Raw genomic sequence first — 15,183 nt, forward strand, 5'->3', positions numbered from 1 at the left:
TCGCCGGAAGCGGCCGCCGTGGCCGTGGCCGTGGCTTCGTCAGTGGTCCAGACGCCGCCACCGTCGTCGGGGGCCACGTCGTCGGGGGGCGGTCCGCCGGCCGAGGTCGGGACACAGGAACCGGGCGCGCTGCCGCCCGAGGCGGGTCCGCCACCCGAGCCGGGCACGGCGGCGCCCCCGGGACCAGCGGCTGAGGTCGGTCCGCCAGCCGCGGGCGGCACGGCGACGCCCCCGCTGGCTTCCGCGGAGCACGGTGGTCCGCCGGTCGAGGCCGGAACTGAGCTGCCACCGGTGCATCCGGCGGAGGCGGGTCCGCCGGGCGGTGTGACGGCGCCGGGGATACAGGTGTCGCTGGGTAGCCGGTCGGCGGGTGCGACGGCGGTGGCCGTCGCTTCGTCGGCGGTCCAAGTGCCGGTACCGGTTCTGGATCCAGCCGCCGCGCGGCCGATGGCAGCGTCGGCCCCGCAGCCGCCACCGTCGGACGTGGCTCCACCCGCCGAGACCGACACGGGCGGGCCGGGAGTGCCGTCGCCGGAGGCCGCTCCGCCTGTCGAGACCGACACGAGCGGGTCGGGAGCGCTGTCGCCGGCGGCCGCTCCGCCTGTCGAGGCCGACACGGGCGCGCCGGGAGTGCCGTCGCCGGAGGCCACTCCCACGGGCGGATCGGTCGCTCCCGCGGCGCCCGGGGTGCAGGTGTCGCCGGGTGGCCGGTCGGCGGGTGCGACGGCGGTGGCCGTCGCTTCGTCGGTGGTCCAGACGCCGGCACCGGTCCTCGATCCGTCGGTCGCTCAGGCTGCCCCGCAGCTGCCCACCTCGGCGGCTGCACCGCCGGTCGAGGCGGACCCGGATATGCCGGGCGCGCCGACGTCCGACGCAGTGCCCGCGCCCACCGAGCCGTCCGGAGGTGAGTTGCTGGCCGCCAAGCCGTCGGGAACTGCTCCGGCGGTCGAGCCCGGCACGGACGCACCGGGCATGCCGGCGTCGGACGACGGTGCACCCGTAGCGGCCGAGCCCGTCGGAGGTGATGGGTGGGGGGAGCAGCCTCCGGAGGTGCCCGCGTCCGAAGCAGGTCCGCATGGCTCGGTCGGTGTGACGGCACCTCGCGTGCAGCTGTCGCTGGACGGGCAGGAGGGGGGCCCGTTGGCGGTCGCTGTCGCATTCTCGCTGGTCCGGGTGCAGGCCGGTCCGTCGGCCGCCTGCCAGCCGGCAGAGCCCGGTACGGCCGGTTCATGGGTGCCGGGCGTCCAGCTGTCACTGGAGGGGCGATCCGCAGAACCGGCTGCGGTGGCCGTTGCGATGGCCGTGGTGGAGCGGGCCGTGGGGGCGGTGGTCTGTGACCGGTCGGTGTCGCTCGCCGTTGCCGCCTCAGGGATGTAGCCGCGAGCCGCGGGGACCGGCGCTCTGGACAGCCGGCGAACCAGGGGCCGTCCGGTGCCTCATGACTCGCCGCCCGTGTGTCCGTTCGCTCGATCGCCGTTCCGAGACGGCCGGGTCGTGCGCCCTGTCGTGATACGGAGCCGTGGAATCCCGCTGGCTCCAGCGCGAGCAGTGCGCCGCTGTCGGGGTCCTGCTGTCGATGGGCATGGCGTCTGCCGAGCCGACCGCCACGATCGTTCCGCGCTCCACGGACATGGCGCTCCGGATCGGGTCCCTCACGGCAACGGAGTCTCACCATCAGGTCGAGGTCCGAACCGCTCCGCCACATCGGCCGGTCATTACGGCCGCTGTAACGGATACGCATCGCCGTCGACTCCGCCCGTCACCCGTGATGGGCCTGTGTCACTGGCCGTGGCTGTTCCGGATTCGAGGCGACGTCCGCCCGCGCCCGCAGCATCACCGGGTGCGCCGTCCACCCGCACGGTGACGTGCGACGCGCCTGGGACCGGAAGGAGCCCGGGATGCCACAAACCGAGAGAGGTAAGGCGTCGTCCGGTGACGAGCGGGCCTAGTCTCGCGGTACGACCTCGTGCCGGCCCGATACCCCGCGACCGTCGCCCTCAGGGCCTCGCGGGACGGGCGGCAGGAACAGGAGGCCATGATGGCGAGCCTGATCGCCCGGGTCACGTCCACCAGCGCGCGGGCCCCGCTCGTCCGGTTGCTCACCTCGGCGCTCGGCCTGGACTTGTGGGAGGTGCAGCCCGACTTCCTGGTGCTGCAGGCCGACGAGTTCCAGGCCGGGCGGATGGAGGCGATGGGCTACGGCGTCGAGCAGCTGCAGCTGACCGAGTCGTACCTGTCGGCCTTCGCGACGGCGGAGGCCGCGGCCGGCTACCACACGGTGGCGACCCTGGAGCAGGACCTGCGCCGCCTCGCCGAGCAGCACCCGGAGATCGCCGAACTGCACCAGATCGGGCGCAGCGTCGAGGGGCGGCCGCTGTGGGCGCTGCGCATCGGGGAGCGGCGGGGAAGTGACCGGAAGGTGGCGTTCCTCGGCTGTCACCACGCCCGCGAGTGGATCTCGGTAGAGGTGCCCTACCTGCTGGCCGAGCACCTGCTCGACAACTCCTCGACCGAGCCGGTCCGGTCGTGGCTGCAGCAGGGGGAGGTGTGGGTGGCCCCGATGGTGAACCCCGACGGGCACGAGCACTCACGCACCGTGAACCGGCTCTGGCGCAAGAACCGGCGGCGCAACCCGGGGGGCAGCATCGGCGTGGATCCCAACCGCAACTACGGCTACATGTGGGGCGTCCTGGACATCAGCACCTCGAGTCACGTTCCGTCGGACGAGACCTACGTGGGTCCGCGGGCGTTCTCGGAGCCGGAGGTCCGCGCGGTGCGCGACCTCGTGACGCGCGAGCACTTCGGCGGCGTGCTCAGCTACCACAGCTACTCCCAGCTCATCCTGTACCCGTGGGGCTACACGTCCCAGCCGATCGAGGACGAGGACGATCTCGCGGAGATGCGGGGTCTGGCCGACGGCATGGAGGGGCTGATTCGGGGGGTCCACGGCCGGACCTACACCGCGCAGCAGGCGTCGGAGCTCTATCCGACGGCGGGGGACACCACGGACTGGACCTACGGCGAGTTCGGTATCCCGTCGTTCACGATCGAGCTGCGTCCGGCCTCTGCGCTCGACGGCGGCTTCATCCTCCCGGCGGACCAGATCGAGCCCTGCTGGGAGGAGAACCGCCCCGCCGCCCTCGAGTTCCTCCGGCACGTGCTGGAGCGGCCGGAGCGGGTCTGACGTCCCGGGAGGCGACCGACCGCCGCCCGGTGGTCGCGAGGAACTGCCGCAAGCTGAGGGGGTGGAAGTGGCGGAGCAGGACGAGGCGTGGGTGGCCCGCCTGACACCGCTGGCCGGGATCGGTGTCGCGCGGCTCCTCGGCATGCCGCTGGGTCTCGACGTCTGGGAGCGCCATCCGGGCTCGCTCGTGGTGGCGGCGCCGGAGAGCCGGCTCGCGGAACTCGAGCGCCGGCGGCTGGCCACGGTGGAGCGCTGGGCCACCCTGGAGCAGTACCAGGCGCAGATGGCGCAGCGGTCGACCGGGAACGAGACCTGATCCCGATCGGGGGCGACGGTCCCGCCGCCTGGCGTGGCGAGGGCGCACTCGCCGACGCCAGGCGGGGGAGGATCACCACCCGGTCAGGCGGGCGATCCGCTCAGCCGTCGGCGGATGCGTCTGGAACAGGGTCGTCCAGGAATGCCCGTGCAGGCCGGTCAGCGGGTTGACGACGTACTGGGACGCCCGTGTCGGCGCGACCTGCATCGGTGCCCACCGGGCGGCCCGCTCGATCCTGGCGAGGGCGGTGGCCAGCGGCCGTCCGTTCCCCAGCAGCGCGGCACCGCAACGGTCGGCCTCGAACTCCCGGCTGCGCGAGAGGGCCAGCTGCAGCAGAGCCGCCGCCACGGGCGCCACGAGGACGGCGGCGAGGGCCGCGAACGGATGCGGACCCTCCTCGTCGTCGCCACCGGTCGGGAGCCAGCCGGCCAGGTTCGCCACGGCGCCGATGCCCGTGGCCAGGGCCGCCGCCACCGAGGTGAGCAGCACGTCCCGGTTGGCCACGTGCGCCAGCTCGTGGGCCAGGACCGCCCTGATCTCGGCCGGGGAGAGCAGGTCCAGCAGCCCCTGGGTGACGGCCACCGCGGCGGACCGCGGCCCGCGTCCGGTGGCGAAGGCGTTGGGCTGCCGGTCCGGGGTCACGTAGAGCCGCGGCATGGGCAGGCCTGCCTCGGCGCAGAGCTCGCGCACCATGCGGTGGTAGCCCGGCGCCGTCCGCTCGTCGACCGGCACCGCACCCGCGGCGCGCAGCGCCAGGCGGTCGGAGAACCAGTAGGTGCCGCCGGTGGCGGCGAGGCCGAGGGCCAGGCCGATCAGGGTGCCGGTACGGCCGAACAGCGAGCCCACCAGCACGAACAGCCCCCCGAGCGCGGCCAACAGCACCGCCGTGCGCAGCGCGTTGCCGACGCGGCGGCTGGACCAGGGCGTCCCGGCGTGGGGAACCGGGCGGCCCCTCGGCCGGCCGGTCGGCAGCGGCGGCGGCAGTGCGGACGGCGGACCTGCGAGACGGGGACCGAAGGAAGAGATCGTCGTGGTCATGTCAGCGCTCCTGTCAGGTTCGGGACTCGGTCAGGTGCCGGTCGACCCAGCGGGTGAGCGCTTCCGGCGGCTGGGCGCCGACGACGCGGTCACGTTCCTCGCCCCCGGCGAACAGGACGAGGGTGGGGATCCCCCGGACGCCGAGCCGGGAGCTCACTCCTGGCGCCTCGTCCGCGTTGACCCTCACCACCTTCAGCCGCCCGGCCCGCTCGGCCGCCAGGCGCTCGACGGTCGGGGAGACGGTTCGGCACGGCCCGCACCAGGGGGCCCACACGTCGACCAGCACCGGCAGGCGACTGTCCCGGACCGCGGCGTCGAAGTCGCCCTCGCCCGCGTCGACCAGCCACGGCAGGTCGGTGTGGCAGGCCGGGCAGCGCACCCGGCCGCGTGCGGCCACCGGAACCCGGGTGCGGCGGCCGCACCCGGGGCAGGTGGTCACAGGAGACCGGCTCGTGCCAGTGCCCATTGCAGTTCCCTCGCGGTCGGTTGCTCCAGCAGCTGTCCGCCGACGTCGACCACGGGGTTGCGGACGTCGCCGCCGGCCATCCAGCGCAGTCGCCGTGCGGTCTCCGGATGCAGGTCGAGATCGACGTACCGGTAGGGCACGCCGGCCCGGTCCAGCAGCCGGCGGGTCATCTGCGTGATGCCGCACCAGCGGTTGCCGTAGACGGTGACCGGCGCGGTCTCGACGGCCGGGCGCACGCGCACAGCGGGCTGCATCGGAACCATGTACGTACTCGTCATGCGTCCTCCTCCGAGAGGTCGGTGCGCTCCGGATGAGGTCAGGCGGCCCGGGTCGGGGACGCCACCTCGTCGAGCGCGGCGAACAGCTCGTAGATGTCGGGCAGGTGGTCCACCCGGGGCGAGACGTGGGCCCAGCGGATCACGCCCTCGGCGTCGACGACGTAGAGCGCCCGCTCGCTGAACCCGTCGGACTCCCGCCAGACCCCGTACCGCCGGGCCACCTCACCCTTGGGCTGGAAGTCCGAGAGGAGTGGGAACGTCAGCCCGCGGACGGCGGCCCAGGCGCCGTGGCTGTAGATCGAGTCGACCGAGATCCCGATCAGCTCGGCCCCGCGCCGGCGGAACTCGTCGAGCTCCTGCTGGTAGAGCTCGAGCTGGCGGCTGCAGCCCGGACTCCAGTCCAACGGGTAGAACACGAGGACGACGGGACGGCCGCGCCGGTCCGACAGGCTCACCGGGCTGCCCTGCGCGTCCGGCAGGGTGAAGTCGGGCGCCCGCGTGCCGACGGGCAGACCCGCGGATTCGGCCTCCCCGCCCATGGGGGGCGCGCTGAGGTGGAGGTCGGCCACGTCCTGCAGGGTGAGGCTGCCGGCCGGCGCTCGATCCGGCGGCGCCGCCTGCCAGGAGCCGTCCTGCCTGGCTCGCTCCTGCACGATCGCGTGCAGCACCGAGATGGCCTCGGTGACCGGCGACTCCTCCAGGTGTTCGCCCAGTTCCGCGAACCGCTGCTCCAGCGCCTGGAGTCGAGCCGACGCGGGCGGAGTCGGACCCGCCGTCATGGGATGCACCTCCTCGGGTTCCGGGGCGCCGTCCGGCGGCCCCGACAGAGCTAGACCAAGCGGCACAGAAAACCTATAGCGGTCGGCATAGATTCCCGGAATACGCGGTACGTGCCAGGCGTCGTCCGGAGCGCCACCAGCGCCGCGCCGTCCCGTCCGACCGCGGCGCCGGTCAGGACGCACCGTGCGCGAGGGCGCACGGACCAGGACAGCGACGGAAAGGAGAGCGGAGCATGGCGCGGGCAGTGGGCATCGACCTCGGGACGACGAACTCGGTCGTGGCCGTCCTGGAGGGCGGCGACCCCACCGTCGTGCCGAACAGCGAGGGCGGGCGGACCACGCCCTCGGTGGTCGCGTTCAGCAGGACCGGGGAGGTGCTGGTCGGTGAGGTGGCCAAGCGACAGGCCGTGACCAACGCCGCCCGGACCATCCGATCGGTGAAGCGGCACATGGGCACCGACTGGGGCATCGACGTCGACGGCAAGCGCTACACGGCGCAGGAGATCAGCGCCCGGGTCCTGCAGAAGCTCAAGCGGGACGCGGAGGCCTACCTGGGGGAGCCGGTCACCCAGGCCGTGATCACCGTGCCGGCCTACTTCGACGACGCGCAGCGCACCGCCACCCAGGAAGCCGGCACGATCGCCGGCCTCGAGGTGCTGCGCATCATCAACGAGCCGACCGCCGCGGCCCTGGCCTACGGGCTGGACAAGGAGGCCAAGGACGAGACCGTGCTCGTCTTCGACCTGGGCGGTGGCACCTTCGACGTGTCGGTCCTGGAGATCGGGGACGGCGTCTTCGAGGTGAAGGCCACCGCCGGCGACACGCACCTGGGCGGTGACGACTGGGACCAGCGCGTCATCGACTGGCTGGTCGACGGGTTCCGCACCGCCGAGGGTGTCGACCTGTCGAAGGACCCGATGGCGATGCAGCGGCTGAAGGAGGTCGCCGAGCGGGCCAAGATCGACCTGTCGGGCACGGCGCAGACGCAGATCACCCTGCCCTACGTGACGGCGACCGCCGAGGGGCCCAAGCACCTCGACGTGACCCTGACCCGGGCGAAGTTCCAGGAGCTGACCGAGGACCTGGTGAAGCGCTGCCGCGGCCCGTTCGAGCAGGCCATCCGTGACGCCGGGCTGTCGCCGGGGGACGTGGACCACGTCGTCCTGGTCGGTGGGTCGACCCGGATGCCGGCGATCGTGGACCTGGTGCGGGAGCTGACCGGCGCGGAGCCGCACAAGGGCGTGAACCCCGACGAGGTGGTCGCGCTCGGCGCCGCGGTGCAGGCCGGCGTGCTCAAGGGCGAGGTCAAGGACGTCCTGCTGCTCGACGTCACCCCGCTGTCGCTCGGCATCGAGACCAAGGGCGGCGTGATGACGAAGATCATCGAGCGGAACACGACCATCCCGACCCGGCGCAGCGAGGTGTTCAGCACGGCCGAGGACAACCAGCCGTCGGTCGAGGTGCACGTGCTGCAGGGCGAGCGGGAGATGGCGGCGTTCAACAAGAGCCTGGGCCGGTTCCACCTCACCGACCTGCCGCCGGCTCCGCGGGGCGTGCCGCAGATCGAGGTCACCTTCGACATCGACGCCAACGGCATCGTCCACGTCTCGGCCAAGGACCGGGCCACCGGCAAGGAGCAGTCGATCACGATCACCGGTCAGTCCTCGCTGGCGAAGGAGGACATCGACCGGATGGTCCGTGACGCCGAGGCGCACGCCGAGGAGGACCGGCGCCGGCGGGAGGAGGCCGAGGCGCGCAACGCCGCTGACACGCTGCTCTACCAGGGCGAGAAGCTCCTCGGCGAGCACGCGGACGTGACCGGCCCCGACCGTGACCAGCTCGAGGCCGCCGTCAGCGAGGTCAGGGGCGCCCTGGGCGGGAGCGACGTCGCCGCGATCCGCGCTGCGGCCGACCGCCTGGCCACGGCGAGCTCGGTCTTCGGCGCCCGGCTGTACCAGCAGTCCGGCAGCTCGGCGACGGCCGGTGGTGGCACCCCGTCCGACGACGACGTGGTGGACGCCGAGGTGGTCGACGAGGAGAGCCGGGCGTGACCGCGGGAGCTCCGCGCCTCCGCCCGGCCCCGCCGGCCGCGGCGTGAGGTCCCCGGCTCCGCAGATCCAGCGACCGGACGACAGGAGGTGCGACGGACGTGGCTGCCACTGCCGAGTGGCTCGACCAGGACTACTACCGCGTCCTCGGCGTTCCCGAGACCGCCAGTGACAAGGAGATCACGCGTGCCTACCGGCGGCTGGCGCGCCGGCTGCACCCGGACACCAACGGCGGAGGGGGCGACGCCCAGCGCTTCGGCGAGGTGACCGCGGCCTACGACGTCCTCCACGACCCGGAGAAGCGTCGCGAGTACGACGAAGCCCGCCGGTTCGCCGCGTCCCGCCGCTCCGCCGGCGCGCCCCCTTGGCCGCACGGCGTCAGCGTGCGCGTCAACCGGAGCGGTACCGGCACGGGCCCGGGGCGGGCGCGAAGGGTCTCCGTCGAGAACCTCTTCGGCGGGGACCCGGGTCAGGGCCTCGGCGCCGTCTTCGGTGACGCCTTCGCCGGCTCCCGGACCGGTCCCGCCGGCCGGCCCCGCCGCGGCGCCGACGTCGAGGCCGAGCTGGAGCTGCCGTTCGAGGAGGCCGTCCGCGGCACCACCCGGGCGCTCCGGGTCGGGTCGCAGACGGTCACCGCCCGCATCCCGGCGGGCGTCGCCGACGGGCAGACGATCCGTCTCCCGGGCCACGGCGAGCCGGGAACGGACGGTGGTCCTCCCGGCGACCTGAGGATCCGGATCCGTGTGGCACCGCATCCCCTCTTCGGGCGGTCCGGCCGCGACCTCACGGTCTCGGTCCCGGTGACCTTCCCCGAGGCCGTCCTCGGCGTCGACATCGCCGTCCCGACCCTGGACGGCCCGGTGACCGTGCGGGTGCCGCCCGGCACGCGCAGCGGCGCGACGCTGCGGGTCCGCGGCCGTGGGGTTCCGCCGTCCGGCCGGGCCGGCGGTAACCCGGGTGACCTGCTGGTGACCGTCGAGGTCGACGTCCCGCGGCAGCTCGACGAGCGGCAACGGGCGGCCGTGGAGGCGCTGGCCCAGGCCCTGCCCCAGCCGTCGCGTGCACATCCCGGGGTCTGAGCCCTCGGCCCGGACCCCGCGACGACGTCCCTTCCCCTTCGAGGAGGTGTCTTCCCACCATGCCGAACGCATTCGACCCCAACCGCTGGACCCGCAAGACCCAGGAGGCCGTGCAGGAGGCGGCCGAGCTGGCGCGGTCCCGCTCCCACCCCGAGGTCACGCCCGAGCACCTGATCGCGGCGCTGCTCGGCCAGCAGGACGGCGTCGTGCTGCCCCTGCTGCAGAAGGCCGGAGTCGCCCTCCCGGCGCTGCGCAACCGGATCACCGACGCCCTCGACCGGATGCCGCGGGCCTACGGCTCGGAGGCCCAGTTCAGCCGTGCCCTGCGGACCGTGATCGAGCAGGCCGACCGGGAACGGGAGCAACTGGGCGACGAGTACCTCTCCACCGAGCACCTGCTGCTGGCCGTCGCCGACCGGGTGGACGTCCCCCGCGAGCAGCTGCTGGCGGGGCTGCAGCAGGTCCGGGGCAGCCACCGGGTGACCTCGCAGGACCCCGAGGAGCAGTACCAGGCGCTGGAGAAGTACGGCCGTGACCTGACCGAGGAGGCCCGCCACGGCAAGCTCGACCCGGTGATCGGCCGGGACGAGGAGATCCGCCGCGTCGTCCAGGTGCTCTCCCGCAGGACCAAGAACAACCCCGTCCTGATCGGCGAGCCCGGCGTCGGCAAGACGGCGATCGCCGAAGGCCTGGCCCGGCGCATCGTCGAGGGTGACGTTCCGGAGAGCCTGAAGAACAAGCGGCTGATCGCGCTGGACCTGGCCTCGATGGTCGCCGGTGCCAAGTACCGCGGCGAGTTCGAAGAACGGCTCAAGGCCGTGCTCAAGGAGATCGCGGACGCCGAGGGGCAGATCATCACCTTCCTCGACGAGATGCACACCGTCATCGGCGCCGGCTCGGCCGAGGGCTCCATGGACGCGGGCAACATGCTCAAGCCCATGCTCGCCCGCGGCCAGCTGCGGATGATCGGCGCCACGACGCTCGACGAGTACCGCAAGCACATCGAGAAGGACCCCGCGCTCGAGCGCCGGTTCCAGCAGGTGTTCGTCGGCGAGCCCTCCGTCCAGGACACCATCGCCATACTGCGGGGGCTCAAGGAGCGGTACGAGGTGCACCACGGCGTGCGCATCCAGGACGCCGCCCTCGTCGCCGCCGCCGTGCTGTCGGACCGCTACGTCACCGGCCGATTCCTGCCCGACAAGGCCATCGACCTGGTCGACGAGGCGGCCAGCCGGCTGCGCATCGAGATCGACTCCCTCCCGACCGAGATCGACGTGATCGAGCGTCGCATGCGTCAGCTGGAGATCGAGCGGGTGGCGCTGGCGAAGGAGACCGACGAGGCCAGCCGGGAGCGGCTCGACGCGCTGGACGCCGAGCTCTCGGAGCTGCGCGAGCGGTCGGCCGGGATGAAGGCGCACTGGCAGGCGGAGAAGGAGGCCATCGGCCGGATCCGTGAGCTGAAGGAGCAGCTGGAGACGTTGCGCGGGCAGGTGGAGCGGGAGACCGACCTGACCCGGGCGGCGGAGATCCGCTACGGCCGCATCCCGCAGCTGGAGAGGCAGGTGGACGAGGCCACCGCGCGCCTGGCCGAGCTCCAGGCGGAGCAGAAGATGCTGAAGGAGGAGGTCGACGAGGAGGACGTCGCCGAGGTCGTCAGCCGCTGGACCGGCATCCCGGTCTCCCGCCTGATGCAGGGCGAGGTGGCCAAGCTGGTGCGCATGGAGGACGTGCTGCACGCCCGGGTCGTCGGCCAGGACCACGCTGTGCGCGCCGTGGCCAACGCCATCCGCCGCAGCCGGTCCGGTCTGGCCGACCGCAACCGGCCGATCGGCAGCTTCCTGTTCCTCGGCCCGACGGGTGTCGGGAAGACGGAACTGGCGCGCAGCCTTGCGGAGTTCCTGTTCGACGACGAGCGGGCCATGGTCCGCATCGACATGAGCGAGTACATGGAGAAGCACTCCGTGTCCCGGCTCGTCGGTGCCCCGCCGGGTTACGTCGGCTACGACGAGGGTGGCCAGCTGACCGAGGCGGTGCGGCGGCGCCCGTACGCCGTCGTCCTCCTCGACGAGATCGAGAAGGCACACCCGGACGTGTTCAACACCCTGCTCCAGGTGCTCGACGACGGTCGGCTGACCGACGGTCAGGGCCGCACGGTCGACTTCACGAACGCCGTGCTCATCATGACGTCGAACCTGCCCGGTGATCCGGCCGACTTCTTCAAGCCGGAGTTCATCAACCGGATCGACGAGATCGTGCGGTTCCGGGCGCTCACCGAGGACGACATCCGGGAGGTGCTGGAGATCCAGCTGCGCCGGCTGGAGACCCGGCTCGCCGAGCGGAAGCTCAGCCTCGAGGTCAGCGAGGACGCCAGGTCCTGGCTGGCGCACCGGGGCTACGACCCCGACTACGGAGCCCGGCCGCTCAAGCGCCTCATCGAGCACACGATCGTCGACCCGCTCGCCCTGGAGCTGCTCTCGGGCGTGTACCGGGACGGCGACACCGTCGTCGTGGACGTGGCCGGGGAGGACCTGGTCCTCAAGTGAGGTGGACCACCCCGGTGGTCACCGGCCACCGGGGTGCTCGCGCACGGGGGCCGGGACGCCGGGCAGGTTTTCCGCCGCGGCTCCGGGGCCGGGTCGGGGCGCCGGCGCCGGCGGTGACCCGGTCCCGGCGACCCCCGTCGGGTGGGTGGCCCCGGGACGCACGGGCAGCGCCGTGGCCCGGGCGCGGTGCGGCAGGGGCCGGCGGATGCCGGCGAGGTCGGCGCTCCGGGGCCGCGGCCACGACGGCCCCGTGTCCGTGGCCCCGCTCCGGTCCGGTGACGGGCACAGGAGCGGCTCCAGCCCGCCGAGCACCAGTTGCCGGTGCACGCAGTCGCTCGGCCGCACGACTGCCAGGCCGCGGTGGTGCTCACGGGCGAGACCGTGCCCCTCGACGAGCGCGCCGAGGCCGCTCGTGTCGCAGAACGTGACCTCGGCGAGATCGACGGTCCAGGAGGGGTGCGGGGTCGGGACCAGCGTCCGCAGCCCGTCCAGCAGCAGGTGGCGGTGCCGGTGGTCGAGCTCGCCGCCTACGACGACGCACCCGCTCGCGTGGTGGACGGAGAGCCGGAACACGGCTGGTCCGGCGTTCGTAGGGGAAACGGGCGTACCGGAACGGGAGGGAGCGGAGCCCATGCTGGCCTTTCTCCGAGCGGGGGGCGCGTCGCCCGGAGGCGGAGAGCTCCGGAAGCCACGCGCCGGCGCGCGCTGCCTGTTCGGGCGGGAGCCTCGACCCGTCGGCAGACTACCGGCCCCGACTCGTTCCGCGACCATGCCGGTCCCCGTCCGTGCCGTGCCTGCGTGGCGTATCAGGGGGTGACGTCCGTGCCTCCTCCCTGTGAGACCCGGCGCCGGAACCGCCGCCGATCGGTTCCGGCGCAGTGGCCGAGCCCAGCAGCGGGGCGTCCCCACCGACGGCCGGTGCGGCACGGATCGGGGTCGTGGTGGACGGCATCTGGGCGTTCCTCGCCGTCACGGTGGTGCTGTCCCTCTCACCCGGGCCGGACGACGTCCTGGTCCTCCGCAGCTCGCTCAGCGGTGGCCCCCGGGCGGGGATGGCCACCGTCGCCGGGGTGGCGGCGGGCTCGCTGGCCTGGGGGGTCGCGACCGCGGCCGGTCTGGCGGCGGTCGTCGTCGGTTCGGCGGGCGCGTACGAGGCCGTGCGTCTGACCGGGTCGGGCTACCTCGTGGTCCTGGGTGCCGCGCCTCTACTGGCCGATCTGCGCGGGCGCGCACGTGCCCCGGCCTACCGCGCCCCCTCGCACCGGCGCGTGCGCCGCCCGGGCCTGCTCCAGGCCTTCTCCGCGGGCCTGACGAGCGACCTGCTCAGCCCGAAGATCGGGCTGTTCTACCTCGCCGTGGTGCCGCAGTTCGTCCCGGCCGACGCGCCCGCGCTGCAGTACGCGCTGCTGCTGTGCGCCATCGACGTCGCGGTGGCGGTGAGCTGGCTGGCGATGCTGGCGGGCCTGGCACGCGCCGCCGTCGACTGGCTGCTGCGACCCGCCGTCGTGCTGTGGACGCAGCGGGTCTTCAGCGCCGTGCTGGTCGGCCTCGGAGTATCCACCGCGGTGGGGCTGTAGCCGGTCGGCCGGACCCCTCAGGTCCCGCAGAACGTGCGGTAGGCGCCGAAGTCCCGGGGGGCGGGGGCGGCGTAGCGATCCATCCCGGGGCGCTCCGCGTACGGGGCGGTCACCACGTCCAGGAGCCGCTCGAGCGGGGCCAGGTCGCCGCCGGTCGCGGCCTCGAGCGCCTCCTCGACGAGATGGTTGCGGGGGATGTAGACGGGGTTGACCCGGTCCATGGCTTCCGCGTCCGGGTCCAGGGCGCGCCAGCGCTCCGCCCAGCCGTCGAAGCCCGCGAGATCCAGGAACAGGTTGCGCGCGGCATCGGTGTCCCCGCGGGCCGCCGCTCCCAGGGCGCGGAAGAACGACGTGTGGTCGACGTGGTCGCGCCGGAGCAGCGGGAGCACGTCGTCGACCAGCGACCCGGCCACCGCGTCGTCGAGGCCGGCGGGCAGGCCGAGCTTGGCCCGCATGCCGGCCGACCAGGCGGCGTCGTACTGCGGCCGGAACGTACCGAGGGACTCCACGGCGAGGGCCACGGCCTGCTCCGCGTCGTCGTGGAGGAGGGGGAGGAGAGCCTCGGCCAGCCGGGCGAGGTTCCACTCGGCCACCACCGGCTGGTTGCCGTAGGCGTAGCGCCCGCCGTGGTCGATGGAGCTGTACACGGTGGCCGGGTCGTAGGCCTCCATGAACGCGCACGGGCCGTAGTCGATCGTCTCGCCGGAGATCGTCATGTTGTCGGTGTTCATCACCCCGTGGACGAAGCCCACGAGCATCCACCGGGCGACCAGCGCGGCCTGGGCGGCGACCACCGCCTCGAACAGGGCCAGGTAGGGACGCTCGGCCTCCGCGGCGTCGCGGTGGTGACGGGCGATCGCATGGTCGGCCAGCCGGCGCAGGAGCGCGACGTCGCCCGTGACGGCCGCGTACTGGAAGCTCCCCACCCGCAGATGGCTGCTCGCGACCCGCGCCAGCACGGCGCCGGGGAGCAGTGTCTCGCGGCGCACCGGGCGGCCGGTCGCCGTCACCGCCAGCGATCGCGTCGTGGGGATGCCGAGGGCGTGCATCGCCTCGCTGACGACGTACTCGCGCAGCATCGGCCCGACCGCGGCCAGGCCGTCCCCGCCGCGGGCGAAGGGCGTGCGCCCGGAGCCCTTGAGGTGGAGGTCCCGCAGCCGACCCTCCGTGTCGACGACCTCGCCGAGCAGGAGGGCGCGACCGTCGCCGAGCCGCGGCACGAAGCCGCCGAACTGGTGGCCGGCGTAGGCCTGCGCCACCGGCGTGGCGCCGGCGGGGACCGCGTTCCCCACGAGCAGCCGCACGCCGTCGGGGCCGCGCAGCGCAGTGGGGTCGAGGCCCAGCTCGGCGGCCAGCGGCTCGTTGAGCACGAGCAGCCTCGGGTCGGGGGCCTCCTCGGCCTGCCACGGCAGGGCCAGCTCGGCCAGCTCACGGGCGAAGCGGTCGTCGAGGGTGACGGTCGGTGGCGGTGCGACGCTCACCCGGCCGAGGGTACGTCGGATCTGGGCGTCCGCCCGGCCGGGACCGGAGCGCTGCGTCGACGGGGCGCTCGGCCGGCCGGCCCGCACCGGCCGGGCGGCTACTCGGAACCCGGCCCCACCGCGGGGGCGGCGCCGCCCAGTTCCCGGCTCTCCGTCGGAACGGCGTCCTCGGGCTTCGGGATCCGCGGATCGTCGGGGAACGGGGGCGGGGTCGGGTCCCTGCGCGCAGGCGCGCCGTCGTCGTCGCCGGAGGGTGGCATGCGTCCGGCGTCCATGCCGGCGGCGTCCATGCCCTGGGAATCCATGCCCTGGGAATCCATGCCCTGGGAATCCATGCCCTGGGAGTCCATGGCGACGCCGTACCCGCGCGCCCGCCCGGCACGCTCCTCTCGCG

Annotated in this window: 13 protein-coding genes; 6 read left to right on the forward strand and 7 right to left on the reverse strand. The window is 73.8% G+C overall.

Annotation, left to right across the window (positions count from 1 at the left end):
- The first annotated feature begins 2,038 nt into the window (after positions 1–2,038).
- Positions 2,039–3,184, forward strand: a complete 1,146-nt coding sequence (locus ACFSHS_RS06140) for a M14 family metallopeptidase (RefSeq protein WP_376873122.1) — start codon at positions 2,039–2,041, stop codon at positions 3,182–3,184.
- Positions 3,185–3,245: 61 nt separating this feature from the next.
- Entirely contained in the window at positions 3,246–3,500 is a 255-nt protein-coding gene (locus ACFSHS_RS06145) for a hypothetical protein (protein WP_376873124.1), read from the forward strand.
- Positions 3,501–3,572: 72 nt separating this feature from the next.
- Here ACFSHS_RS06145 and ACFSHS_RS06150 read toward each other — a convergent pair whose 3' ends face one another.
- From ACFSHS_RS06150 to ACFSHS_RS06165, 4 genes are read right to left on the reverse strand one after another with little or no spacing between them, the layout of a single operon-like run.
- Positions 3,573–4,538, reverse strand: coding sequence for a M48 family metalloprotease (locus tag ACFSHS_RS06150; protein ID WP_376873127.1), 966 nt, complete (start codon positions 4,536–4,538; stop codon positions 3,573–3,575).
- Between the two features lie 13 nt (positions 4,539–4,551).
- The gene (gene trxA, locus ACFSHS_RS06155) at positions 4,552–4,935 is read right to left on the reverse strand and encodes a thioredoxin (RefSeq protein WP_376873129.1); all 384 of its coding nucleotides are present in this window, start codon (positions 4,933–4,935) and stop codon (positions 4,552–4,554) included.
- A 38-nt stretch (positions 4,936–4,973) separates the two neighbouring features.
- Positions 4,974–5,282, reverse strand: coding sequence for a glutaredoxin family protein (locus ACFSHS_RS06160; RefSeq protein ID WP_376873132.1), 309 nt, complete (start codon positions 5,280–5,282; stop codon positions 4,974–4,976).
- A gap of 38 nt (positions 5,283–5,320) precedes the next feature.
- Positions 5,321–6,061, reverse strand: coding sequence for a peroxiredoxin (locus ACFSHS_RS06165; protein WP_376873135.1), 741 nt, complete (start codon positions 6,059–6,061; stop codon positions 5,321–5,323).
- A 233-nt stretch (positions 6,062–6,294) separates the two neighbouring features.
- Here ACFSHS_RS06165 and dnaK point away from each other — a divergent pair, with 233 nt between their 5' ends.
- The 3 genes from dnaK (at position 6,295) to ACFSHS_RS06180 (ending at position 11,731) form a co-directional block, all read left to right on the forward strand.
- The gene (gene dnaK / locus ACFSHS_RS06170) at positions 6,295–8,112 is read left to right on the forward strand and encodes a molecular chaperone DnaK (protein ID WP_376873137.1); all 1,818 of its coding nucleotides are present in this window, start codon (positions 6,295–6,297) and stop codon (positions 8,110–8,112) included.
- A 98-nt stretch (positions 8,113–8,210) separates the two neighbouring features.
- Complete coding sequence (locus tag ACFSHS_RS06175; RefSeq protein ID WP_376873140.1) at positions 8,211–9,188, forward strand: DnaJ C-terminal domain-containing protein; 978 nt, start codon at positions 8,211–8,213, stop codon at positions 9,186–9,188.
- Positions 9,189–9,247: 59 nt separating this feature from the next.
- Positions 9,248–11,731, forward strand: a complete 2,484-nt coding sequence (locus ACFSHS_RS06180) for an ATP-dependent Clp protease ATP-binding subunit (RefSeq protein WP_376873142.1) — start codon at positions 9,248–9,250, stop codon at positions 11,729–11,731.
- Between the two features lie 18 nt (positions 11,732–11,749).
- Here the strand turns inward: ACFSHS_RS06180 and ACFSHS_RS06185 are convergent, their stop codons facing one another.
- Positions 11,750–12,304, reverse strand: coding sequence for an STAS domain-containing protein (locus tag ACFSHS_RS06185; RefSeq protein ID WP_376873144.1), 555 nt, complete (start codon positions 12,302–12,304; stop codon positions 11,750–11,752).
- Between the two features lie 305 nt (positions 12,305–12,609).
- Here ACFSHS_RS06185 and ACFSHS_RS06190 point away from each other — a divergent pair, with 305 nt between their 5' ends.
- Positions 12,610–13,308, forward strand: a complete 699-nt coding sequence (locus ACFSHS_RS06190; RefSeq protein ID WP_376873147.1) for a LysE family translocator — start codon at positions 12,610–12,612, stop codon at positions 13,306–13,308.
- Positions 13,309–13,325: 17 nt separating this feature from the next.
- Here the strand turns inward: ACFSHS_RS06190 and ACFSHS_RS06195 are convergent, their stop codons facing one another.
- Together ACFSHS_RS06195 and ACFSHS_RS06200 are read right to left on the reverse strand one after the other, a co-directional pair.
- Entirely contained in the window at positions 13,326–14,789 is a 1,464-nt protein-coding gene (locus ACFSHS_RS06195) for a protein adenylyltransferase SelO (RefSeq protein ID WP_376873150.1), read from the reverse strand.
- A gap of 98 nt (positions 14,790–14,887) precedes the next feature.
- Positions 14,888–15,139 carry a hypothetical protein gene (locus ACFSHS_RS06200; RefSeq protein ID WP_376873152.1) on the reverse strand — a complete coding sequence of 84 codons (252 nt, stop codon included), beginning with the start codon at positions 15,137–15,139 and terminating at the stop codon, positions 14,888–14,890.
- Positions 15,140–15,183 lie beyond the last annotated feature (44 nt).

Source organism: Blastococcus deserti (genome assembly GCF_042682525.1).
GTDB lineage: Bacteria > Actinomycetota > Actinomycetes > Mycobacteriales > Geodermatophilaceae > Blastococcus_B > Blastococcus_B deserti.